Genomic DNA, 22,670 nt, shown 5'->3' on the forward strand with positions numbered 1-22,670 from the left:
ACCGCCGCACGGATCGCGACCGCCTGCTTCAGCTCCTCGACCATGCCCATCGCGGCGGGCGTTATCGCACTCGCTGACTTCCTCGCATGCTCCGCGGTCTGCGATGGAGGCCTTCGGCGATGCCGAGCAGTCGTCGGTGGACTCGAACCACTCACGCTTCCAGTCCGTCCCCGCACGGCCTTTCCTCTATGCGGAACCGCGCCCCGGGCGGGCGGCCTCCGGCCACGATCAGGCACCCCGTAGACGGTTTGGCTGATCCCAGAGGCACAGGGTTGCGCGGTCTTCGCTGCACTCCCCCGCTCCGCACCCCCCTGCAGGGGGGCGGTTCACGGGCGGACCGTCTTGCTCGAATGGCGTGGCACGGTAGCTGTCCTCGGGCAGTGGACTTGGACCGATTGTCATCGGAGCCGGATCCCGGGCTCTTGTCAGTGGAGTGCGCTTCGCTGTCCTCCATGGAGTTCACTTATTCGATGCTCAACACCCTGCTGGACCGGATCCCCCGGCCGAGCGGGGTTCTGTACCTCTCGCAGGGCACCGACCCGCACGCGCTGGTCGAGAAGCTGGCTTCCCTTCACGGGGAACCACGGACCCTGGTCCTGGACGGCATCATGGCGCCGGGCGTGAGCGAGGTTCATGGCAGAAAGCTTCTCGACCTCCTCGAAGACCGCGCCGAGACGGTAGTGGCCTGGGCCCATGAGGGACAGTGGCTCGGCGCGGGTACTGCACTGGATGCGCAGGGCGACATCGTGCCGGTGCTGGCGGTCACCCCGCGGCAGATCCAAGGACTGCCCGTAGGGATCGCCGGCCAGGGCGAAGACTGGGTCGAGCGGCTCATCGGCATCACCGGCTGGATCCTGCCGCCCCAGCGACCGGACGTCGACTGGGCGCAGATTGAGGCGCGCATCGGCACGCGTCTTCCCCGCGACTACAAACGCATGGTGGAGACGTTCGGGGAGGGCGCCTTCGACGCATACCTCCGTCTGAACCCGGAACCGTGGACCGACTGGAAGGAGGATGACCTACTCGTCTGGGCAGGCACCGAGCACGAGAATCTGTACTGCTGGCAGATTGACGACGGAGACCCTGACTACTGGCCCGTCACCATACAGACGTTCGACGGCGAGAACGTCCCCTTCGAGTGTTCAACCGCAGAGTTCGTCTACCGCATCCTCCGCGAGAAGGACCACCCCTTCTCCATGGCCCACTACTTCGACACCCACTGGTTCATGACCTATCGCACGAACACGTGAAGCCTCCCGGCCACGACCACTCAAGAAGCCGGTCCAAGTCTGGTGGACCGATCCGGGGCGGCTGGCTGCGGGACAGCCTTGAGGTGGTGTTCTAGACATGGCGTTCGGGCCACGGCCACTTCTCGGCGCACGTCATCGACGACGCGCCTCTCGTGCTCCCCGGCCCGGGAGAACACGGCCAGGCGTCGGCGGTGGACCTCCTGGGCCAGCCGCTCGGCACTTCCTGGGCCAAGGAAGCGATCGGGGTGGGGGCTCCCGATGCGGCTCCGTCGGGCAGGTCCACCTACCGTGGTTCAGCTACCAGGCGGTCCTTCGCCGGCGAAGCCGTAAGCGGTGAGGCCTCACGGAGCTCGGCGAGCGTCCTCATGAGCGGCACGGGCCCGGTCCCAGCAGACTCGACCCCTACAAGCCCTACCTCGAACGACGATTCGCCGAGGGATGCACCAGCGTCACCCAACTCCACGGCGAGCTGCTCGCCGAGCACGCTCCCGTCACCGACGGCATGGTCCGAGCCCACATCGCCACCCTGCGCGGGACTCCGTCCGAAGCACCGCCCCGGCCACCGACCGTACGGCAGGTGACCGGCTGAATCACCCCCACTCCACGCCCCTACCGAGGAGGACCTCGTCGGCCCAAGACGTCGTTTCTTATGGCTGTAAGGGCGGCATGAGAGCCTCCTGGCATGAGCTACGACCTTGCCGTCTGGGAAGGCGAGAGGCCGGCGGATGACAAGACCGCCGGTCGAGTCTTCAACGACCTGTACGACCGCTACGTCGACAGTGAGGTAGAAGAGCCTCCATCCGAACGCATAGCGATCTATGTGGCTGCGCTGCTTGAGCGGTGGTGCGACCTCACTGAGGACGATGAGGACACCTCGCCCTGGTCAACCGGGCCGTTGATCGGCGAAGCCAGTGGTCCGCTGATCTACTTCCCCATGCGCTGGAGCATGGCCGAGGAGGCGTCCGCCTACGCGGCGGCCGTGGCGGAGTCCATGGGGCTGGTCTGCTTCGACATACAGCAGAACCGGCTCAGGCCGTAAGGAGAGCCGCCAGTCGGCGGTAACCGATGAGGGCTGCGGCTATGCCGACGAAGGCGAGGAAGTGTTCGGCCTTGCGTTGATAGCGGCGGTGGAGACGAGGGCAACCGGCCAGCCAGGACACCGTTCGCCGGACCACCCACCGATGCCGGCCGAGCCGCTCTGAGGACTCGACGCCCTTACACGCGATGCGGTGGCGGATCCCCCGCCGGCGGAGCCATCGGCGCAGGGGGTTGTAGTCGTAGCCCCTGTCCGCATGCTGCTTCGCCGGCCTCGGCGCCGGGGCCCGCGGCGCGATCGGATGGGCGGGATGCCGCGCACGAGCGGCTCCAGCCCCTGACTGTCGTGCATGTTCGCCCCGGAGATGCCCAGGGACAGCGGCAGTCCGTTCCGGTCGCAGATCAGGTGAATCTTCGATCCCAGCTTGCCGCGGTCGGTCGGATCCGGTCCGGTCAGTGGCCCCCTTTTACGGCCCGCAGGTTGACAGAGTCGATCGCGCACCGCGACCAGTCCAGCTCGCCACGCGCTCCGAGTTCGTCGAGGATCACGCGGTAGAGCCGGGCCCAGACCCGGTCCCGGCTCCACTGGGCGAACCTGCGGTAGACCGTGGGCCAGGCCGGGCCGAACACCGGCGGCAACTGCCGCCAGGCCGCAGCCCGACGTCGCCACGAAGATGATCGCCGCCAGGGCCTCACGGTCTCCGGCCCGGCGCCGGCCACCGCCCTGCGGACCTCTCAAGGCCCTTTACCTATGGAGCCGTATCGCGCAGGTCAGGGCGGTTCCTTGGCAGTCCGAAGCCTGCCATCTTCTTTTCCTCGTAGGACAGGAATCCCAGGCTCCGATAGAACGTGTGGTTGCGGCTGCCCTCTGGTGACGCCTCGTGGTCTGTGGACAAGAGGAAGAATCGGCAGTGGGAGTAGCGCCGCATCAAGTGCTCGACCAACGCCCGGCCGACCCCCTGCCTGTGGTTCGCCGGATTGACCACGACGTCCTGGACGTAACAGATGTGCTCGTCATCGGAGATGGTCCGGGCCAGTCCCAGGAGGGATCCCGATCCGTCTCGTGCCGTGATGACGAGGTGAGAGTTCACGAGACCGCGACAGAGCTTACCGACGTCGCTGGTGTAGCCCTCCCAGCCGACCGAGTCGTAGAGCTTCAGCACCTCAGCAGGATCGAAGACGCCCTCTTCCGCTATGAACATGCCGACCCCTTGTGCACTGATGCCGCTTCTCACCGTCAACTCGACATCACAACACGTCCGGTACGTCAAGATCGACCCCTGTCGGACCCGACCGCTTTCGTTCGAACGCTGGATAACGCTCCGACGACTCCCCAAGATCTGTGCCAGAACCCCGTTTTCGTGAGCGAAGCCAGTTCCCCGAATATACGAAAGGCAGCATCGAGCTGACACTGAGCGACGGCGGCACGACATCCAGGGCCCCGCTCGCGCTAGGCGAAGCTGACGATCACACCTGCTCCCCGGCCTCCTGACCGCCGCGCCTGACGAGTCCCGTCCGCTGAATTGCCTCCCCCATCCAGCCTCTGAGCCTGGTGCGATGCGGCGAAGCCGGGATCCAAAAGGGAGTCAAACGCGCCGGTTTCGACGGTGGTTTCTGACAGAGTCATGGGTGTTCGTCACTTGGTGGGCGATCGCCACGGTCCGTGTGACGACAGGACAGGGGAGCTTGGTGACGGAGCAGAACGCCGTACTGACCAGGATGGGAACGGCCTCCTGGTCGGCCGAGGAGGACACCGCGTACGAAGTGGCCCTCGATGGGATCAGCCATGTGGTGGGGGCCTGCTCCGGGCTGATCGCCCGGGCGCGGAAGGCGGGGGATACCGTACGGGCCAGTGAGCTGATCGCCGAACAGGGCGCATGGGCTGCCCGGCGCAACAGCCTCACGCCGCGAAACCAAGACGCGGTGGCCGCCGTCACCGCCGAATCCGCCCAGACGCTCGCGCGGCTGCGGAGCACGCGGTGACGGAGGTCGACCGCACCCGCTACGTCCTGTCCGAAGAGGAGAACGCACAGATCTTCCGCGAGCAGATCGTGCCGCAGCAGCTGGACGGGAGGCCGCAGGAACAGCCGATCGCCGTGATCGTGTCCGGGCAGACCGGGGCGGGCAAGACCGCGATCACCGCGCTGGTGACCACCGCCCTGCGGTGCGCGGCCAGTCCGTCAACATCAACCTCGACACCTGCAAACCGCACCATCCGATGTTCGACGAGCTGACGGCCGCCGACGACACCACCGTCGGCGCGTACACACGAGCATCGACGGCCACAAGTGGATGGAGAAGTCCTAGGCGTACGCCATCGAGCAGGGCTTCGACATCGTCATGGAGTCGGTGATGCGAGACCTGCGCGACTTCGAGGAGCCCACCGCACGGCTGTGGGCGGCCGGCTACCGGATCGAGATCCCGGCGGTCGCCGTCCACGAGTCGGAGAGCCGCCTGGGCGCCCTGGACCGCTACCTCCAGCAGATCGAGGCCTTCGGCCGCGGCCGGAAGATCGACCTGGCCATCAACGACGCCTGCTACGACGGTGTCGTGCGTGCGACCGGCAACCTGGACACCGGACCCCTTTCGCACGCCGTCTTCGTGGTACGCCGCGACGCGAGCGTCGACTACAGCAACCTCCTGGACTCCTCCGACCGCTGGCTCCGCGAAGCGGACACCCCGGGGGCGGTGGAGCGGGAACGCAACGCCCCCTGGTCGGAGCAGAAGTCCCGGATGTTCGCCGGCGTCACGGGCCGGACCCTTCAACGGATCGAGGCGCTGCCACCGGAGATGCGCGACCCGGCCCGTCAGGAGCTCGCCGCAGTCGTCGAGCTTGCGCGGCCGCTGGTCCACCCCGCCGTGTACGCCGCGATGCAAGGCGCGCTCGGACCGGTGTGACTGCCGGCAGCCGTCCGTCCTCTGGTGCGCACGATCGCGGCGAGGAGCCGATCCTCCATCGGCACCTGCGGCCCGGGGGTGGGCGGACCGTGCCACGAAAGCGCACCCCGGTCGACTGAACCAGATCAGGAGCGGCGGCCAGGCCTAAAGGGCCCGCCGCGGGACTCCTTCGCCTTGGCCACAAACGACTCCAGCGCGGCCATGAGGTCGCCCACCGGCGTCGCCTCGGTCTCCTCGCCCGCGACCGGTGCCGGCGCTCGGTGCTCGGCCAGCGCACGCGCCGACCGGGCGCAGCCGACCGAGGCGCTCCCTGCCGCGGAGCGCGTACTTCACGACCGCGACCTTGTCGGTCCTGTTCAGGGCCGGGCGGAGCAGGGTGTGCGGCTTCGCGGACACCTCGCCCTTCGGGCGGGCGTAGTTTCTCTGCACCACGTCAAGCAAGCCCGGCGGTCGTCGAGGGGCCTCCGTGAGCGGCTTCAGTCCCAGCCCCGTCCGAACGCCGAGAGTCGCAGTTGAGAGCCGTAATCAAGGCTTAGCGCCAACGGTCGTACCCGCCTGTCCCCATGGCCGTGACAGCCGGCCTCATTCGCGACCGCAGCTCCGGCAGCATCGAGGGGGCCGCCGACCGCATCAAGAAGATCAAGCAGCTGCTCTACGGCCGAGCCGGATTCCACTACTTCGCAAGATGCTCCTGCTCCATTCGCTCCCCGAGACGCCACTCAAGATCTGCGCCAGAACCGAGAGACAGGGAACACCTGCCGGTGGATCCAGGCCCAGGCAGGTGCCCAGCGGTGGCAGGATGGCCTCATGTTGATCCGAAAGGGCGATGCCGCGTAGGCGGCCCAAGGCCGTCCGCGCAGAGCGGTGGCGGCCACGATGGCAGTGTCCGGTCCTGAAAGTCCGTGGTGTCTCCGCGCGGACTCGTGCAGCGATCCGCAGGGTCGAAGACCAGGAGATGTGGCCCAACGCGGTCGCTGACGCGCTCACTCTTGTCGAGCGGGCTTTCGCGCAGCCTGGCCGGTACTTGGATGCCTCCGAGTTCTGCTCGCCCGGGATAAACGATGCCCGTGACGACCTGGAATGGGCGATGCGGCACCTTCCTCCAGGAGCTAAATCGGACTTGGGCCGTCTGATCATGCGCATCGACGAAGAACTAGAGCGTCGTACCTTGCCAGAGCCACATCACATCGACTTGGCGTCGTTCGGCTGGTGGTGGACCAGAATGCGGGAGCGCTGACGGGCTTGGGACGTGTGCACCTCCCTTCCAGCCGAACGAAAACGTCATCCTCCGCAACGCCTCACTAAGATCTCGGCCAGAACCCGGTTCTCGCGAACAAAGCCACCAGCCGGACTACGCGGGCCGCCGTCAGGCTGCGGGAGTGGTGCGGGCGCGGGGGTGTTCGGTGGGCACCGGGTGCCGGCTCTACTGGACGGTGAGCCGACTCACGCCGATCTGCGTCGGGTAGTAGGTGAGCAGTTCCTCGGAGAACGCCGTCTCCGCGTAGGTGTTGACCACCGACTCAGCCATGATCGTTCGCGCTCCGACGTTCGAGGCGAAGACGTGGCCCGGCGGATCCTCCGACTTCCGGTTCGTGCTGTACCAGTCGGACCAGGACGACTGCGGGTCGTACCCGGACCCGGGGGTTTTGGAGTGCCATGTCGGGCAGACGTCGTTCAGCCCCTACGCGAACTGGCGGTAGTGAGTTCCGCCCCCGAGGTCGTACACCTGGAACACGAGGCTGTAGCTGCTCCCCGTCCCGCCGAAGTACACCTTGAGCCAGAGGTCACTCTGCTCTTGACTGGGAAGTACGTCTGACAGGGTGCTTTCGTTCAGAGCGACCCTGTTCCGCCTGTCGTTGCCGACGAAGAAGAACTCGGGCCGGAACGTCGGATCGCAGGCTGTCACTGCGTAGGTCACGGCAGAGTTGCTCTTGTCGGAGATCACCTCCACCCAGTACTCACGCCTGGGGCGGTACACGTTCCGCGCGAACGAGCTGTCCGGCTCAAGAGGCGTACGGAAGACGGGCGGCCCTAGCTGTATTGATCACGAGCGTTGTTGACACGGGTCTGGTCTTGAACATGGCGAAGACCTCCGGTGGGGTGGGAGCTGTCTAGGAACTCACCGCACGGAGGTCTTCGTGCCCCACCGTAATGCCCGGCTGACCGTCTTCGGTAGAAGACTGCTGGTCGAACGTGTCCGCTCAGGCCGTCCGGTCGCTCATGTGGCCGCCGAGATGGGCATCTCCCGGGCCACGGCCCACAAATGGATCCGCCGGTGGCGGGCCGAGGGAGACGCGGGCCTGCACGACCGCTCCAGCCGGCCTCGCACGACACCGCACCGGACTCCGGCCGCGGTGGAAGCCCGTGTCTGCGACCTGCGGCAGAGCCGCAAACTCGGCCCGGCCCGAATCGGCCCGATCCTGGGCCTGCCCGCCTCGACCGTGCACCGGATCCTGACCCGCCACCGCCTCAACCGCCTCGCATGGCTCGACCGGCCGACCGGCACCGTCATCCGCCGCTACGAACGCGACCGGCCCGGCGAGCTGATCCACGTGGACGTGAAAAAGCTCGGCCGGATTCCCGACGGCGGCGGTCACAAGGCCCTGGGCCGACAGGCCGGCCGGGCCACCCGCAGCAACATGGGCTACGACTACATCCACTCCGCCGTCGACGACCACAGCCGGCTGGCCTACAGCGAGATCCACCCCGACGAGAAAGTCGCGACCTGCGCGGGTTTCCTGGCCCGCGCTGCTGCCTTCTTCCACTCCCAGGGCATCGACCGGATCGAGCGGGTCCTGACCGACAACGCCTGGGCCTACCGCAAGGGCCTGGCCTGGAAGAACACCCTGGCTGAGCTCGGCGCCACGGGCAAGCTGACCCGGGCCGCCTACCGGCCGCAGACCAACGGCAAGGTCGAACGCTTCAACCGCACCCTGCTCGACGAATGGGCCTACCTACGGCCCTACACCTCCAACACCGAGCGGACCGAAGCCCTGGCAGACTTCCTCCACACCTACAACCACCACCGCTGCCACACCGCACTCGACGGACACCCACCCATCAGCCGCGTCAACAACCCTGCGGGTCAATACACCTAGCTCCTTTTGAAACTTCTCCAGCGTGTAGCCCGCTCGGAGCTCTTTGAGTTTTCCGTACTCCGCAGCATGTCAGTCCGTCTGTGAATCCCTCAGGACCGTGACGGCCGTAACGAGGGTGCGCGGTCAGAAGGTTGGAGAGGAAGAAGACCGCCACCAACACGGCGTTGCGTTTGGTGAACGAGCTGAACCGCTCCCCCGCCGTCAGACCGTCGCTCTGCGGCGCTTCTGGATCGTCCATTGCTGCTCCGTGACCGTCACGGTCGTGATCTGGCAGTACCTGCACTTGGACCCTAGGACTGGCCATACAGCGGCGCATGCTCGCGTAGACCAGTCGGCTGACGACCGCCCCGCCCCCGGCCGGCCGTCACAGAGACCGCGCTCGGTCGTCGCGGGTGAGGCGTTGCCGGCGCGCCCCCGGCAGCCGGGCCCCCGCCGAGCGGGGGCCCGGAGCCGGTCAGGCGTCGGTGACGGGGAAGGCGCTCAGCCTGATGTTGTCCACCGCCCAGAACCAGTTGTTGCCCGCGTGGTGGACCCGGAAGGCCACCTTCACCGAGCGCGCGTCGGCCGGCACGGGGAAGGAGGCGGTGACGAGACGGTTCTGCTGGTCGCGGCCGCCGTTGGTGTTCCCCGACGCCGCACTGGAGTAGTGAAGCACCCGAGAGGTGGAGCCGGTGTTGAAGACCACGGTCACCTCCGCCTCCTGCGGGCTCTCCTGCCGGTAGTGGGAGTCGAAGCCCAGGTACAGCGTCGGGGTCCCCGCCGGGAGCGCGACCGCGGGCGTCGTCAGCGTCGAGTCGAAGGTGCCACGGCTGGACGGGCTGCCCGTGTCGTCCCAGTCGTCCGGGTCGGCGACCGCGACGATGCCCAGGGACCGGCCGAACGCCGCGCGTTCCTGGCCGGCCGGGAACCAGAACTGCCGGGACAGGAACGACCAGCCGTTGAGCTCCTCCGTGCCCTGCGGCATCCCGGCCGCGTTGGTGACCGTCCACCCCTCGGGCGCGGTCCGCGTCCAGCCCTTCAGCCCCGGACGGCTCAGGTCGGTGGCCGGGGCCAGCCGGTCGGCGAGGGATTCGAAGTCCTCGGCGAGCAGGTAGCCGGTCATCACCGGCCCCACCCGGGTGGCCAGCGATCCGGCCTGCTCCACCGCCGCGCCGCCCGCGGTGCGCCCGCCGACGGTCGCATTGAGCGTCGCCGAGGTACGCGCCGCCGACGCTGGCGCCGTGACCTCCCACACCACCTTCACCGACGTACGGGCTGGAACCGAGGCCGGGGTCCCGGCGGCCGATTGGGCACGCCACCCGTCCGGTACCGCCAGCGCCGCCGACAGGGCGGTGAGCGGGGCGTTCCCCGCGTTGGTGACGGTCGCGGTCACCGACAGCGGCTTTTCCGGGTACAGCGCGCAGCCGTCGGTGCCGGGGGAGCTCGCCGGAGCGGTCAGGGTGAGGCTGACCGCGCGGGCGACCTCGGCCCGGACCCGGGCGTCCGCGACGCGCAGCAGGCCGTCGCCCTCGGCGCGGGCGGTGACGGTGAGCTGGGCGGCGGTGGCGTCCGCCGAGGGGGTGACGGTGAACCGCAGGTCCGCCGAACCGCCGCCGGGCAGGCTCCGCGGGACCGGCCCGGAGGGCTTCACCGTCCAGCCGATCGGTGCCAGCAGCGACACCGCGAGGTCCCTCAGCCGTCCCGTCTCCTCGTTGCGGACGCGCACCACCACCTCGGCGGGGCTGCCCTGCACGAGCGGGGCGGTCAGCGGAGGCAGCGGCTCCGGCAGGGTGAGCGCCGCGCTCAGCGCCGGTCCGGTCCCGATCGCCGGGTCGGTGCTGCTCGGTCCGCTGTCCGCGGGGCGGCCGGACATCCGCCGCAGGAAGCGCGGGTCGTCCTCGTCGAGCACCACGATGTCGTACCAGCCGTGCCGGGCGAGCGGTACGGACACGGTCCGCTTCCGACCGGGCGCCAGCCGGACGGTCTGCACGCCGCCTTCGCCACGCCGCTCATGGGTGGACTCGCCCACCAGGAGCGTCCGGGTCCGCCCCGAGGGGTTCGTGCACTCCACGTCCACGCGGCGGGCGTGGGCGCGCTCCACCACATGCGCCTCGGCGCCGGTGCCGGCGCCGCGCAGCTCCCACAGTGTCCAGCCGGGGCCGTGCACCTGGAGGTCGTAGCCCTCGGGACCGTACGGCAGGCTGTCTGTGGCGCTGTCCCGGCCTGAGACGGTCCAGTCCCGCGGAGCGGTGCCGTCGCCCGGGTACGCGGTGATCACGGCGGTGCGGCGCCCCTCGTTGCCGAGCGCCAGCCGGACTTCGGTGGCGGTGACGTCAGCGCGCAGCGAGAGCCGGTACGGGGAGGGGCGGGTCGGGCGGACGCCGGGCTCCTGGACGGGGCGCTCCTGCGTCGCCGGCGGCACCGGGTTCCAGCGGCCGATCGGCGCCGGGACCACACCGGGCTGTTTGACCTCGGGCTGCCGGTGGGCGCGGTCGAAGTCGAACACGGAGGTCAGGTCACCGAAGACGCTGCGGCGCCAGGCGCTGATGTTGGGTTCCTGGACTCCGGTCCACTTCTCGAGGAACCTGATCACCGAGGTGTGGTCGAAGAGCTCGGAGTTCACGAAGCCGCCGACCGTCCAGGGGGACACGACGGTCATCGGGACGCGGGGGCCGGGGCCGACGGGGCGGCCGCCCACCCAGTCGTCTCCGTCGCCGGTGTCCGGCCTGGGGGCGGTGGGGGCGGGGACGTGGTCGAAGTAGCCGTCGTTCTCGTCGAAGTTGATGAACAGCGCGGTCTTCGACCAGGTCTCGGGGTCTGTGGCGATGGCGTCCAGCAGGTCGTAGACGAGGCCGGCGCTGCCGACGGGCGTGGAGGAGCCGGGGTGTTCGGAGAGTGCGGCCGTGGGCACCACCCAGCTGACCTTCGGGAGGGTCCCGGCCTTGATGTCGGCCTTGATCCGGGTGACCAGGGTGCCCGGTTCGGAGCGGTGGGCACCGCGCAGGAACAGCCGACGCTCATTCTCGGGGAGGGCGTCGACCGCGGTACGGAACCGGGCCAGGTCTACCTTCCGCTCGGTGTCGCTCTTCGCCCACAGCTTGTCGTAGAACTCCTCGGTCGTGGCGTAGGTGAACCCGGCGGCGGTGAGGATCTTCCGGCCGATCCTCTTCCACGGCTTGAAGTACTCCACCGCGTTGTCGGTGAAGTTGTCCCATTCCTGGTAGATCTGCCAGGACACCCCTGCGGCCTCCAGGCGCTCCGGGTAGGTGGTCCAGTCGTAGCCGGCGTGGCTGTAGGAGTACGCGGCGTTGGTGACGGCCCGGCCACCGCCGTTCGGTTCGAACCCGGTTGTGCCGGTCCACAGGTAGTTGCGGTTGGGGTTCGTGGAGCCGAAGACGGAGCAGTGGTAGGCGTCGCAGATGGTGAAGCGGTCGGCGAGTTCGTACTGGAGGGGGATGTCGCGCCGGTCGTAGTGGGCCATGGTGCTCTGGCCCTTGGCCGCGATCCAGTCGTTCCACCAGCCGTTCGCGCGGGCCTGTACCCCGTCGGTGAAGCCGTGCGGCAGCGAGCCGAGGTACTGGATGTCGCTCTCGGGCCGTCCGGCGTCGACGGCCGCCTGCCGCGCGGAGAACGGCAGGACGGCGGGCCCGCCGGAGCGGGGCTGCTCGAACACGCCCGCGCCGTCGGGCAGTCGCAGCGCTCGCGGGTCGCCGAAGCCACGGACGCCTCGGAGGGTGCCGAAATAGTTGTCGAAGGAACGGTTCTCCTGCATCAGCACGATGACGTGCTCGACGGCCCGGAGGCCACCGCGCGGCAGCGGGGCGGCCATGGCCGTCAGGAGGGAGGGCGGCAGGACGGAGAGCGCGGAGCCCGCGGCGAGGGTGCCGAGGACCTGACGGCGTGAGAAGTCGGACATGGCCGGGAGGCTAGGGCGTGGCACAGCACCTCCGAAACCCGTCGCGCCAGGGGTTCGCCCACTGTTCACGCCGGAGACTCGTACGAAATCCGCAGGTCAAGGCCATGATCACGGCGAGTCGGGGGATGCGGTGGGAGTGCGGACCACACGACCGGTCCCTGCGTCGGGCCCGTCCTGCGGTTTCCCGACCCCGTCGACGTCCAGACCGAGGAGGAGTCGCGTGCACGGCATCGGTCGGCCCACGCCGCTGGACCCGCTCCCCCGCTCCCCCACGTCACCGGGTCCCCGCGTCCGTGGGTCCGTGGGCCCGTGGGTCCGTGGGTCCGGGTCCGTGGGCCCGTGGGTCTGTGGGCCCGTGGGCCCGTGGACCCGGTCGATCTTGAGGTGTCGAACCAGCAGCCGCGGGCGGGGCGATGGCCGGCCGGCCTGGGCTGCGCCGCCTCGTGCCGACCGTGGCCGCGTGGGCGGTCATTACCCGCTGTCCCGGCGGCGTTGCGCTCGGCCGGGGTTCGGCGGTGCGTCTAGTCTCCGGCCTGTGGAACAGCCCTCACCACTCGCCCAAGGCGCCGGACCGTTCACCACCCGCCTCACCTGGCGGCCGCCCGGGGGCGGCACCGCCACCTGGGAATCCCGGCCCGCCCGCCGCCGAGGTGTCATCGCCGTCGAGGCGCCCGGCACGGCCGGCGCCCAGCACACCAGCGCCGACGACACCGCACTCGCCCGGCTGCGCCATCTCAACGCCCTGGCCGCCACCGCCTTCATCATCGGTGGAGCGCTCTTCGCCGCCGGTGCCGGCGTCGCTCAGTTCGGCTCCGGCGACGCCACCACATGCGCCTCGATCTACTTCGCCGGCGGGCTGTTCTTCAACACCGGCGGCTACGTATCGCTGCTCCAGGTCGTCAACGCCCCGCGCCATGTGCCGGGAGGGGAGGCAGCTCTGGTCACGCAGCGGTGGCGGTGGTGGAGCTACGAGCCGATGCGGATCGACTGGCTGAGCGCTTTCGTCCTGTTCGCCGGCACGTTGGTGTTCGCCGTCGACCTGCTCGACTCCTTCCTGCAAGGCCTGAACGTGCAGCAGGTCAACCGGTTGATCTGGGCCCCCGACATAATCGGTTGCGCACTCTTCCTGATCTCCGGCGCGCTCGCCTTCGTCGAGCTGTGCCACGGCCGGCACTGCATCCGCAAGCGCAGCCTCGGCTGGTGGATCGTCGCAGTGAACCAGCTGGGTTCCGTACTCTTCATGGTCTCGGCACTCGCCGCCTACACCCGCCCCGCCACGGGCAGCCTGATCAACGCCGACATCGCCAACTGGGGCACTCTGACCGGCGCCCTCTGCTTCTCGGCGGCCGGCATCCTCCAGTACTACGAACGCCCCTGACCCGGCGCGCGGTCACCTGCGAGGGCCGGCTTCCGACCCGATCCACCAGGCCAGGCTGAAACTACGGCCGACCGATGGCATGCCCGCGGAGACGGGAGCTCCGGCGGTGTGATGTGAGGTCTCCGACTGCCGGCTCACCGGACACCGGGCCACGTGCTACTTGACCACAGGGGGGACGCTCTCCCAGGTGAAGCCGTCCAGGTCGGTGAAGGCGTCGCCGGTGCCGCCGAGGACGATGCGGTGCGACCCGGTGCCGTCGACGGGAACGCCCAGGTCCTTGGCGAGCGCGCGGCGCTTGTACAGCGCCAGCTTGACGGAGCCGGCTCCGCCGGGCGTGAACTCGGCGTACTTGCCACCGAAGCTCTTGGCCACACCCAGCCCCCGGTCGACGTAGAACTGCCTCGTGGCCTTCACGTCCTCGACGCCGATCAGCAGCACGACCTCGTCGATCTCTCGGGTGGCGGGGCCGATGTCCTTCTTCTCCGAGGTCGCGATCTTCCAGATCGTGCCGTCGGGCGCCCGCACGACACCGCTGTACCCCCAGAACGACCTCACGGCGGGCTTCAGCACCGTGGCGCCGGCCTGTACGGCCGCGTCGAAGAAGATGTCGACGGTGGCCGGCCCCGACACCGTGAGCGCCACAGTGAAACCACGGAACCCGGTAGAGGGCGCCTCGGAAGCACGGAGGCCGATGTACGCGTCCACGCCGAACGCACGGTAGAAGCGGCCGGCCGCTTCTACATCGCCACCTCGAGGGTGACGGAAGTGAGGGACGTGCCGGCTGCGGTGAAAGTGTTGGTTGCCATGACCATCACGCTAGGCGCCACACGTCGGTCGAGGCTTCTCGAATCCTGACCGGTCCCGGGACCGCTTCGGCGCCGTGCCCGACCCACGTCCCTGCGACCTTGATCTCAGCACCCTCCGCCCGGCACCGTCGCTCCCCGGGCGACACGCCGCCTGGTGGGCCTGTCTCGGACTGCGCTGCGGCGCCGGCCTGGGAAGCCAGGTCGCGAATGTCCGGCACACCTCGTACGTGGGGTCCGCAGGCGCCGTGGGAAGCCGGTCCGGGCGGGCTGGCTCTCGTGCTGACCCCAGCCAGGGCCGAGGGGCGCTGCACTTGCCTTACCTCGGAGGTAATCGTCTCGGCGTGCCCGCGCAGGAAGCATGGATCTCGGCGCGTCGGACGACGCGCATCAGGACGGAGGCCGGTCATGTTCCCAGAGGCAGTTGCGAACACGCGGACAGTGGTGGAGGAGTTGTTGCGCAGGATCGGCAAGGGTGACGCTGAGCGCATCGCCGAGATGTACGCCGAACACGGCGACTGGAAGCTCGACTGGCCGGAGGCCGAGCACGGCCGTACCGCCACGCCTTGGATCCGTCACCGGTCCACCCGGGCCGACGCCGCCGCCCACTACCGCGAGCTTGCCGAGTACCACGTACCGGAGCGCGCGGCGACTGAGATCGAGCGCATTCTCGTCGACGGCAGCGACGCGGTCGTGCTCGGCGAGATCCGTCAGACCGCCCGACCCACCGGACGTGCGTATCGTGCGCGGTTCGCCCTGCACCTCACTGTCGAGAACGGCCTTGTCACCCGGCACCACGTCTATGAGGACAGCCTGGCCGTGGCCCAGGCGTTCGAGGCGGGGAAGCGGTAGACGGTTGTCCGGCGTCGGGGGGCGCCGTCACCGCAGATCCTGGGCGGAAACGGCGGTGCCGCTGGGAGCGGGGGGAGCCTGCTGGTAGAGCGCCACGAGAACGCCGTGCAGGGGCTCCTCCTCGGCGTTCTCCTCGGCATCGTCGACCAGTCGGGTGAGGGTCTCGCCGAGCTCCCTCGCCTTCTCGGGGCTCAGGCGCAGATGACGCAGCGTCAGGTGGGTTTCGGCGGGAGAGCGGCTCAGTTCGTGGGCGACCGCGGCGAGCATCGCGGCGGTGCCTGCCGCCTGGGGTTCGGCGACGAGCATGTGGCGGGCCGTGCGCTGGAAGTACTGCTCGGTGCCGCCGCGAACCCGGCGGGTCTCGGCGATGTGGATCAGCCCGGCTTCGCGGAGAACCTTGAGGTGGTGGGCGACGTTGCCCTTCTTCGCGTCGAGCTGTCCAGCGAGCTGGCTGGTGGTGGCAGGCCGGTGCCCCAGGGCGAAGAGCAACCGCTGGCGCAACGGGTGGGCGAGCGCCGCGAACTGCTCGGGCGCACCGATCTCCAGGACGTCCTCGGGGGGCGGCGGGTAGGCAGGCTGATCAGGCATACCGAAAGTGTCTAAAGTCTTTGACGCTTCCGCAAGTACAGTGCTCTACTTCCTGCCATGACCACTTCCACGACACTCTCGCCCGCACCCGTCATCGACGCGACGGCCCAGCTCCTGACCGAGCGTTACGTCTTCCCCGAGATAGCCGAGCAGGTCGCCGACCTGCTGCGACACCGCCTCGCCGAGGGCGCCTACGACGTCGACGGCGCCGAGGAGCTCGCCCGGCTGGTCACCGCGGACCTGCAGTCCGTCAACAGCGACCGGCACCTGAGGCTCAAGCACCACGCCGACCCGGTGTCCCCGGAGCAGGGCGCGGCCACGCTGGCCTCCATGCGCCGCGACTTCGACACCTCACTGGGCGGCGCGCCCCGGGTGCAGCTGCTCGACGGCGGAGTGGCCGTGGTGGAACTGGCACCGATGCTGTTCCCCCTGGAGTGGGCCGCCGAACCGCTGGGCGCCGCACTCACCGTGGCGTCCCGCGCCCAGGCGCTGATCGTGGATCTCCGTGGCAACCGGGGCGGCGACCCGGACACGGTCGCCTTCGTCTGCAGCTACCTCCTGGACGAGCGCACCCACCTCAACACCATGCACTGGCGCAGCGGCGAGCGCGTCGAGCAGTCCTGGAGCCTGCCGCACGTGCCCGGCGCCCGCTTCGGCGGAACCAAGCCGTTGTACGTGCTGTCCAGCGCCCGCACCTTCTCCGCGGCCGAAGAGCTCGCGTACAACCTCCAGCAGCTCGGCCGCGCCGTCGTCGTCGGCGAGCCCACCCTCGGCGGTGCGCACCCGTGCAGGGGCTGGACGGTGCACCCCCACCTGGAGGCGACCATCCCCGTCGGCCGTGCCGTCAACCCCGTCTCCGGTACGAACTGGGAGGGCACGGGCGTGCAGCCGGACGTCCCCTGCGCTGCCGCCGACTCCCTCGACCGCGCGCACGCCCTGGCCCTCACCCGCCTGGCGGTCTGACCCGGCGCAGCGTCCCGCCGCCGTCCGGACGCGTGCTTCCGGGCCCGGGAGGAGCCCTGGCCCGTCGGCTGCTGTCCGGTCTGAACCGATCACGGCCCCGCCCCTCCTCGGTTCGCCCGCGCCCCCGACCGCCTGTTCAGGAGGGTGGCGTTCCCGGCGCGTGCGCCGCCCCTCCGCCCCTGCTCCACAGATGTGCCGTCGGTTGGAGGCGGAGCGGCTCATGGACCGCGCGGATCACCACCAGCTTCTCGGTGCGGGTGCCCGGTGCGACGAGTTCCCGTTCCTCGAACCAGGCGGCGCGCGCCGTCATGACGGGACCGAACGGAAGGACCGTGCTCGCCGCCACCCGGGCCCGCAGTCCCGCACTTCGCAGCGCCGACAGGCTGGCGGCGACATCGCTGAGTGACGACTGAACGAGCAGCAGGATGCCGTGCGGTACGAGCACGGAGGGGGCCGCGCGACAGATCCGGTCCAGAAGCAGCCGCCCGTCGGGCCCCGCGTCCCAGGCGCGGCGGCTGCCGCGAGTCGGCACCTGTGGCGAGACGGCGGGTACGTACGGCGGGTTGACGGTCACCACGTCGAAGCGCTCGCCTCTCACCGGTGCCGCCAGGTCTCCGCGTACGGCCCTGACCCGGCATCCGTGGAGCCGCGCGTTGAGCCGCGCTGTCGCGACGCAGACGCCCGAGATGTCGACGGCCGTCGCCTCGGCGCCCCTGCGGGCTGCCGCGACGGCGAGAACGCCGGTGCCGGTGCAGAGGTCGAGCGTGCGGACCCCCGGTCCGAGGTCTTCGCGGGCGAGGCTCCGCAGAAGCAGCTCGGTGTCGTCCTGGGGGGCGTACACGCCCGGTGGGATGATCACTCTCATCGCGGTCGTCCTGTCCCATCCATGGCTGCGCGACTACCCGCCTTCTGCCGGGGCAATCCGACGCACGCGGCGCGGTCCCCCGCCGCTCTGTCGGCCGAGGCACGCACGGCGCGTCGGTGCGGCATCGGCTCTCTGCCGTCTCCGGCCCCATCCGCCGGGGCCGTTCGGCCTTCGCCGGCACGCGCGTCCCCGCGTTCGGCCAGCGTCTGGCCGGTGCGACACGAGAGCGACCTGCGCCGGCGGTGGCCTCTACGACCCGCTTGGCTCGTGACAGGGATCCCGGACGCACCGTGCCACAAGACGGAGCCTCTTCCGCCTCCCGGTCGTCCGCGTGCGCTGACTGCGGCATCTCCGAACAGGTCAGACGCGGGGCTCTTCGTCGGGGTTGCTCGGCAACGGGCCGGGGTACGGGCCCGGCCGCTCCGGCTCGGGCCGGGCGGCACCGGCCACCTCACCGGCCGCCGCGGCGCCGGGCGTGCCCGAGCTGTCGGCGGGACGGAGCCGGCCGCGCCAGCCGCCGGTGGCACCGTCGCGTCCTTCGATGAAGTCCTTGAACCGCTCCAGATCGCCCTGGACACGGTGCTTCGGGAAGCCGAGCGCCTCACCGGCCCGCTCGACCACGCCCCGGGGCGCGACGTCGAGCGCGAGGCTGACCCGCGTATGCGTGGCGTCCAGCCCCTGAAAGGTGACGACGCCCTTCTGCTGGACGTCGCCTCCGACCGTCCGCCAGGAGATCCGCTCGTCGGGAAGCTGGTCGACGATCTCGGTGTCGAACTCCCTCGAGACGCCCGCCAGCCGGATACGCCAGTGACAGCGGCGGGCGTCGAGCTGCTTCACCTCCTCGACACCGTCCATGAAGCGGGGAAAGTCCTCGAACTGCGTCCACTGGTCGTAGACCGTGCGCAGCGGGGCCTCGACCTTGATCGTCTCCTGTACCACGCTCATGGTGTCCTCCTCGGTCACCGAGGGTGTCTCAGTGGGCGGCGGCCCCGAACTCGGCGTGCTGGGAGCGCAAGGCGTAGTCGGGCTCCGCCCGGGGCGTCCCGCCGATCCACCGGCGCCGCAGCTCGGCGCGCGCCTCCGTCATGAGGTGGCGGAACTCCGCGTCGCTGACCGTGTGCCGGTCGGTCGCCGTGGTGCCGTCGTGGTTCCCAGTCATCTGAGCCGCCTCCGCCCTGTCGTGCTGTCCGCCCGGCGACTGCCCACTGCGGACAACCGGAATCCATGGCTCCAGGAGCGTCCCTTGACCGGGCGGCCACGCGCCGCGCGGGTCGGCCCGGACCCGTGTTGCGGGCCGGGCATGGTTCGGGCCGGGAGGTGCGGGCAGTCGCACGGTACCGACGCAGTCGACGCGATGGGTGGTGTGGGTGATGTCCGCTTCCTCGAACGACGGCGCTCCGCTGGTGCGGTACGCGGCGGACGACGGAGCAGGGGGCTCGGGGCCGGGACGGGGCCGCACGGATCCGCCTCGTATCCGCCTGCTGCCGGAGGGGCCGCTGCTCGTCGAGGGGCCCGCCGAGATCGTCATGCCGGACGGCACGGTGATCCGCTGCGAGCGGCCCGTCATGGCTCTCTGCACCTGTCGGCGGAGTCTGCGGGCGCCGTTCTGCGACACGAGCCACCGCTCGCACGCGCGACGCAGTGCCACGCGTCCGCCCCGGAAGGCGGAATCGTCATGACCGTGTCCCTGACGATTCCCGCCGCGGAGCCCGAGGCGCCCGAGGCGCGGGGCGAGATCTCCCGTGCCGTCCGGGAGCGGCTCCGCGGCGATCCCGCACGGCTGCCCCCGGCGGCTGTGATCGCGCGCTGCTCCCCGTACGGCGAGGATCTCCACCTCGCCCTCCACCTCTGTTACGAGCTCCACTACCGGGGCTTCGCGGGGGTGCCCGACACCCTGGAGTGGGATCCCGGCCTGCTCGGTGTGCGGGCCCTTCTGGAGCGCCGCTTCGAGAGCGCCCTGCGCCACGATTGCCGGGGCCCGGCGGACGTCGACGAGGCCCTACGGGCCCTGCTCGTCGAGCCGGCCGACGGACACGGCGTGTCCCACTTCCTGGCGTCCCGGGGCGAGTCCTGGCACCTGCGCGAGTACGCCGCCCTGCGCTCCGTGCACCAGCTGCGGGAGGCGGATCCTCACCTGTGGGTCGTGCCCCGGCTGCGTGGGCGCGCCAAGGCCGCCATGGTGGCCGTGGAGTACGACGAGTACGGAGCCGGGCGAGTGGAGCGGATGCACTCCCGGCTCTACGCGGACCTCATGGCCGACCTGGGTCTCGACCCCTCGTACGGGCGCTACACGAACGCCGCCGGAGCGGAGCTGCTGGCGGTCTCGAACCTGATGTCGATGTTCGGCCTGCACAGGAGACTGCGCGGGGCGCTCGTGGGGCACTTCGCCGTGGTGGAGACGACCTCGCCGCCCGCCGCCTCCCGCATGGCCGCCGCGATGCGCCGGACCGGGGCGGGACCCGCCGCGGAGCGGTACTTCGACGAGCACGTGGAGGCCGACGCCGTCCACGAGCAGCTGGTGCGCCGGGAGGTCGTGGGCGGTGTTCTGGAGGACGAGCCCGCGCTCGCTCCTGAGGTCGCCTTCGGCGTCGCCGCGACCTGCCTCCTGGAGGACCGGCTCGGCAGCCACGTGGTGGACGCCTGGACCCGCGGCGAGAGCGCCTTGCGCACACCCCTGCCGCCACCCTCGTGACATGCGCGCCGGCACGGTGTGCCACGACGATTCCGCGGATGAGGCGCCCGCACCTGTGCAGGGCCGGTCCCCTTCACAAGGGCGTTGGCGTCCAGCCGCAAGAGGAGGAGCGGGCCATGAATCGGACGGACAGCGCCTCCGCGCACCCGGCGACGGACGGGACGGGTCCCTTCCGGTACCCCTCGCCGGCACCGACGCCCCGCGCGAGGCCCCCGGCCCTCCCGCCCGACCACACGCAGGCGATCCTGGAGACCACGAAGGAGGTCGGTGCCGTGCTGAAGGCGTCGGGTCGTCCGTTCGCCCTGGTGGGCAGCGTCGCCGCGTACGCACACGGAATCCCGGTCCGGCTCCAGCACGACACGGACTTCGCGCTGCTGCGCGAGGACGCCGACGTGGTCGCGCAATCCCTGCGGGAACACGGTGTGCGGATCGTGGACCCTCCCGAGGACTGGCTCGTGAAGGCCCGCGCGGGCGGCGAGGAGATCGACCTGATCTTCTCCCTCGCAGGACGGCCCGTCACGTCCGAACTCCTCGCCCGCGCCCAGACCCTGCCGGTGGACTCCGTGCACATGCCGGTGCTCGCACCGACCGACCTCATGACCTGCAGCCTGCTCGCGCTGTCCGAGCACCACTGCGACTTCGGTCCGCTGCTGCCGATGGCACGTGGGCTGCGCGAGCGGATCGAGTGGGAGCGGGTACGCGAGGACCTCGCCGGAGCCCCGATGGGCGAAGCCTTTCTGTGGCTCCTCGAACTGCTGGACGTGCTGCCCCGGCGGCACGAGTCCTGAGGCGGCACGAGTCCTGACACGACGGCGCACGGGTACGGCTGTCGGCCCCAGGGATGTCTGTGCGTTGCTTCTCCCTCACGCTCCCGCGTTCGGGCCCTGTGAGCCCTCCTCCGCGAAGAGCGGGGCCGCCCCGGTCAGTTCCAGGAGGCGGGACATCTGGGGGCTGGCGGCTCGGATGGTCAGGGCGCGGTGTTCGCCGAGGGCCCAGCGGCGCGCCCTCAGCAGTACGTTCAAGCCGGTGGAGTCGCAGAACGTCACCTGGGACAGGTCGAGAGTCACCGAACCGCCCTCGACGCAGCCCTCGAGGGCTTTCAGGAGAGCCGTTCTCAGGAAGGTGGCGCTGGCGACGTCGAGTTCGCCGCTGACGGTGGCGGCGGCGCCGCCGGGGGTGGACCTCACGGAGACGCTGACCTCTCCGTCGCCCGCACTCTCCGGTGGCGGCCGGAAGACGGCGCGAGTGGGATCGGAGTACTGAGTCATCGCGCCTCCAGGAAGACGACACCCCTGGCAAGAATTGTCCGACTTGCTGGATTGCACGTCAATAATTACCTGAAATCCGCTTCAGACTATTACGGGCGATCCCTTCCGGGTGCACCATGTTCCTATGAGGGAAACCGGAGGCACTCACACGGAGTGGACCTTCCTCACCAGCCACGCCCGGGTCCTGTTGGCGATCTCACGTGACCCCGGCGCCCGGCTCCGCGACATCGCGGCGACCTGTGGCATCACCGAGCGCACGGTGCTGGCCATCGTCACCGACCTCGAGGAGGCGGGCTACCTCACGCGCAGCCGCGCGGACGACGGTCGCCGCAACCACTACGGCATCGTCGAAGGATCCCGCTTCCGGCATCCCGCCGAGGCCGGGCATCAGATCGCCGGCCTCATCGCGCTCCTCGCGGACCCGCGCGGCCCCACCGAAGCCGGTGGCGGCTGAGCAAGATCCGAGCCCCCGCCCGGCACACCGCCCGCTCCGTCGACGCGAGGGCCGTTCAGGCGCGAGAGGACGTACCGGCCTGGAGCAGGCGGTGCGAGGAGGGGCCCGACAGCACACAGGAGGTGCATGATGGCCACCGGCGCCGCCGACACAGGCCGCCCGACCCCTCACGCAGGACGCGGTCGGAGCGTGGTCCGCGTGAGCGGTGAGATGGACTTCGAACACTCGAAAGAGCTGCGCGCGTCACTCATGACGGCCCTGGACCGGACTCCTCCGGGCTCGGATGTCGTCGTCGACCTGCGGAACTCCTCTTTCTGCGACTCCTCGGGGCTCAATGTCCTTCTGTCGGTCAGGCTGGCGGCGCTGAAGCGGGGCGTCCACCTCGCCCTGGCGGCTCCCAGCCACCAGATGATCAGGCTGCTGGAGTTCACCCGGTCGGAAGACCTGTTCACGTACATCCCCGCCGGGGTGGACTGAGTCGCCGACATCCTGAGCGCGTCCACCTCGACCGACGAGCGGACAGGACCGGAACGTCACGTCACGTCACGTCACGGTGGAGAATCTCATTTTTGCCCGTTTCCCTGTCTTGGGTCGGGGAAGCCGCTGAACGACGCGGGCTCGTCGTGTCGTG

General features: G+C 70.0%; 22 protein-coding genes and 3 pseudogenes. 14 read left to right on the forward strand and 11 right to left on the reverse strand.

Annotated features, from left to right (window positions below; genetic code table 11):
* The first annotated feature begins 452 nt into the window (after positions 1-452).
* Both ACN9MM_RS00450 and ACN9MM_RS00455 read left to right on the forward strand, forming a co-directional pair.
* Positions 453-1,250, forward strand: coding sequence for a hypothetical protein (locus tag ACN9MM_RS00450; protein ID WP_426361719.1), 798 nt, complete (start codon positions 453-455; stop codon positions 1,248-1,250).
* Positions 1,251-1,932: 682 nt separating this feature from the next.
* A complete protein-coding gene (locus ACN9MM_RS00455; protein WP_426361720.1) occupies positions 1,933-2,289 on the forward strand; it encodes a hypothetical protein in 357 nt (118 codons plus the stop codon).
* On the opposite strand, the pseudogene ACN9MM_RS00460 reads toward ACN9MM_RS00455, so the two are convergent.
* Together ACN9MM_RS00460 and ACN9MM_RS00465 are read right to left on the reverse strand one after the other, a co-directional pair.
* Positions 2,279-3,015, reverse strand: a pseudogene (locus tag ACN9MM_RS00460) (IS5 family transposase); the annotation flags it as partial. The gene ACN9MM_RS00455 and the pseudogene ACN9MM_RS00460 overlap by 11 nt on opposite strands.
* 19 nt (positions 3,016-3,034) lie before the next feature.
* A complete protein-coding gene (locus ACN9MM_RS00465) occupies positions 3,035-3,487 on the reverse strand; it encodes a GNAT family N-acetyltransferase (protein WP_426361721.1) in 453 nt (150 codons plus the stop codon).
* Between the two features lie 487 nt (positions 3,488-3,974).
* Here ACN9MM_RS00465 and ACN9MM_RS00470 point away from each other — a divergent pair, with 487 nt between their 5' ends.
* The 3 genes from ACN9MM_RS00470 (at position 3,975) to ACN9MM_RS00480 (ending at position 5,183) form a co-directional block, all read left to right on the forward strand.
* Entirely contained in the window at positions 3,975-4,268 is a 294-nt protein-coding gene (locus ACN9MM_RS00470; protein WP_426361722.1) for a hypothetical protein, read from the forward strand.
* Positions 4,265-4,519, forward strand: coding sequence for a zeta toxin family protein (locus ACN9MM_RS00475; RefSeq protein WP_426361723.1), 255 nt, complete (start codon positions 4,265-4,267; stop codon positions 4,517-4,519). Before ACN9MM_RS00470 ends, ACN9MM_RS00475 begins: the two co-directional genes overlap by 4 nt.
* Positions 4,520-4,601: 82 nt before the next feature.
* Complete coding sequence (locus ACN9MM_RS00480) at positions 4,602-5,183, forward strand: zeta toxin family protein (protein WP_426368622.1); 582 nt, start codon at positions 4,602-4,604, stop codon at positions 5,181-5,183.
* Positions 5,184-5,462: 279 nt separating this feature from the next.
* Here ACN9MM_RS00480 and ACN9MM_RS00485 read toward each other — a convergent pair.
* Positions 5,463-5,579: pseudogene (locus ACN9MM_RS00485) on the reverse strand (Ku protein); the annotation flags it as partial.
* Positions 5,580-6,864: 1,285 nt separating this feature from the next.
* The gene (locus tag ACN9MM_RS00490) at positions 6,865-7,128 is read right to left on the reverse strand and encodes a hypothetical protein (protein ID WP_426361724.1); all 264 of its coding nucleotides are present in this window, start codon (positions 7,126-7,128) and stop codon (positions 6,865-6,867) included.
* Between the two features lie 193 nt (positions 7,129-7,321).
* Here ACN9MM_RS00490 and ACN9MM_RS00495 point away from each other — a divergent pair, with 193 nt between their 5' ends.
* Positions 7,322-8,281, forward strand: coding sequence for an IS481 family transposase (locus ACN9MM_RS00495; RefSeq protein WP_426361725.1), 960 nt, complete (start codon positions 7,322-7,324; stop codon positions 8,279-8,281).
* A 454-nt stretch (positions 8,282-8,735) separates the two neighbouring features.
* On the opposite strand, the gene ACN9MM_RS00500 is transcribed toward ACN9MM_RS00495, so the two are convergent.
* Positions 8,736-12,176: a phosphocholine-specific phospholipase C gene (locus tag ACN9MM_RS00500; protein ID WP_426361726.1), complete on the reverse strand. Its 3,441-nt coding sequence runs from the start codon at positions 12,174-12,176 to the stop codon at positions 8,736-8,738.
* A gap of 535 nt (positions 12,177-12,711) precedes the next feature.
* On the opposite strand from ACN9MM_RS00500, the gene ACN9MM_RS00505 reads away from it, so the two are divergent.
* Entirely contained in the window at positions 12,712-13,554 is an 843-nt protein-coding gene (locus ACN9MM_RS00505) for a hypothetical protein (protein WP_426361727.1), read from the forward strand.
* Positions 13,555-13,710: 156 nt separating this feature from the next.
* On the opposite strand, the pseudogene ACN9MM_RS00510 reads toward ACN9MM_RS00505, so the two are convergent.
* A pseudogene (locus ACN9MM_RS00510) lies at positions 13,711-14,366 on the reverse strand (glyoxalase).
* A gap of 399 nt (positions 14,367-14,765) precedes the next feature.
* Here ACN9MM_RS00510 and ACN9MM_RS00515 point away from each other — a divergent pair.
* Entirely contained in the window at positions 14,766-15,209 is a 444-nt protein-coding gene (locus ACN9MM_RS00515) for a nuclear transport factor 2 family protein (RefSeq protein WP_426361728.1), read from the forward strand.
* Between the two features lie 27 nt (positions 15,210-15,236).
* On the opposite strand, the gene ACN9MM_RS00520 is transcribed toward ACN9MM_RS00515, so the two are convergent.
* Entirely contained in the window at positions 15,237-15,797 is a 561-nt protein-coding gene (locus tag ACN9MM_RS00520; RefSeq protein WP_426361729.1) for an ArsR/SmtB family transcription factor, read from the reverse strand.
* A 57-nt stretch (positions 15,798-15,854) separates the two neighbouring features.
* On the opposite strand from ACN9MM_RS00520, the gene ACN9MM_RS00525 reads away from it, so the two are divergent.
* Positions 15,855-16,760 carry a S41 family peptidase gene (locus ACN9MM_RS00525; protein ID WP_426361730.1) on the forward strand — a complete coding sequence of 302 codons (906 nt, stop codon included), beginning with the start codon at positions 15,855-15,857 and terminating at the stop codon, positions 16,758-16,760.
* A gap of 136 nt (positions 16,761-16,896) precedes the next feature.
* Here ACN9MM_RS00525 and ACN9MM_RS00530 read toward each other — a convergent pair whose 3' ends face one another.
* From ACN9MM_RS00530 to ACN9MM_RS00540, 3 genes are all read right to left on the reverse strand, one after another.
* The gene (locus tag ACN9MM_RS00530; RefSeq protein WP_426361731.1) at positions 16,897-17,625 is read right to left on the reverse strand and encodes a HemK2/MTQ2 family protein methyltransferase; all 729 of its coding nucleotides are present in this window, start codon (positions 17,623-17,625) and stop codon (positions 16,897-16,899) included.
* Positions 17,626-17,985: 360 nt separating this feature from the next.
* Entirely contained in the window at positions 17,986-18,570 is a 585-nt protein-coding gene (locus ACN9MM_RS00535; RefSeq protein ID WP_426361732.1) for an SRPBCC family protein, read from the reverse strand.
* 28 nt (positions 18,571-18,598) lie between these two features.
* Positions 18,599-18,784 (reverse strand): hypothetical protein, encoded by a 186-nt coding sequence (locus tag ACN9MM_RS00540; protein ID WP_426361733.1) that lies wholly within the window; start codon positions 18,782-18,784, stop codon positions 18,599-18,601.
* Between the two features lie 211 nt (positions 18,785-18,995).
* On the opposite strand from ACN9MM_RS00540, the gene ACN9MM_RS00545 reads away from it, so the two are divergent.
* The 3 genes from ACN9MM_RS00545 to ACN9MM_RS00555 all read left to right on the forward strand — a co-directional run bounded on the left by ACN9MM_RS00545 (position 18,996) and on the right by ACN9MM_RS00555 (position 21,105).
* Positions 18,996-19,304: a CDGSH iron-sulfur domain-containing protein gene (locus tag ACN9MM_RS00545; protein ID WP_426361734.1), complete on the forward strand. Its 309-nt coding sequence runs from the start codon at positions 18,996-18,998 to the stop codon at positions 19,302-19,304.
* Positions 19,301-20,317 carry an iron-containing redox enzyme family protein gene (locus ACN9MM_RS00550; RefSeq protein ID WP_426361735.1) on the forward strand — a complete coding sequence of 339 codons (1,017 nt, stop codon included), beginning with the start codon at positions 19,301-19,303 and terminating at the stop codon, positions 20,315-20,317. Before ACN9MM_RS00545 ends, ACN9MM_RS00550 begins: the two co-directional genes overlap by 4 nt.
* Positions 20,318-20,433: 116 nt before the next feature.
* Positions 20,434-21,105 carry a nucleotidyltransferase family protein gene (locus ACN9MM_RS00555; protein WP_426361736.1) on the forward strand — a complete coding sequence of 224 codons (672 nt, stop codon included), beginning with the start codon at positions 20,434-20,436 and terminating at the stop codon, positions 21,103-21,105.
* A 75-nt stretch (positions 21,106-21,180) separates the two neighbouring features.
* Here the strand turns inward: ACN9MM_RS00555 and ACN9MM_RS00560 are convergent, their stop codons facing one another.
* Entirely contained in the window at positions 21,181-21,504 is a 324-nt protein-coding gene (locus tag ACN9MM_RS00560) for an STAS domain-containing protein (protein WP_426361737.1), read from the reverse strand.
* A gap of 205 nt (positions 21,505-21,709) precedes the next feature.
* On the opposite strand from ACN9MM_RS00560, the gene ACN9MM_RS00565 reads away from it, so the two are divergent.
* Both ACN9MM_RS00565 and ACN9MM_RS00570 read left to right on the forward strand, forming a co-directional pair.
* Entirely contained in the window at positions 21,710-22,039 is a 330-nt protein-coding gene (locus tag ACN9MM_RS00565; protein ID WP_426361738.1) for a helix-turn-helix transcriptional regulator, read from the forward strand.
* Between the two features lie 129 nt (positions 22,040-22,168).
* Positions 22,169-22,516: an STAS domain-containing protein gene (locus tag ACN9MM_RS00570; protein ID WP_426361739.1), complete on the forward strand. Its 348-nt coding sequence runs from the start codon at positions 22,169-22,171 to the stop codon at positions 22,514-22,516.
* Positions 22,517-22,670 lie beyond the last annotated feature (154 nt).

The sequence above is a fragment of the Streptomyces sp. E-08 genome, assembly GCF_049913095.1.
Lineage (GTDB): Bacteria > Actinomycetota > Actinomycetes > Streptomycetales > Streptomycetaceae > Streptomyces.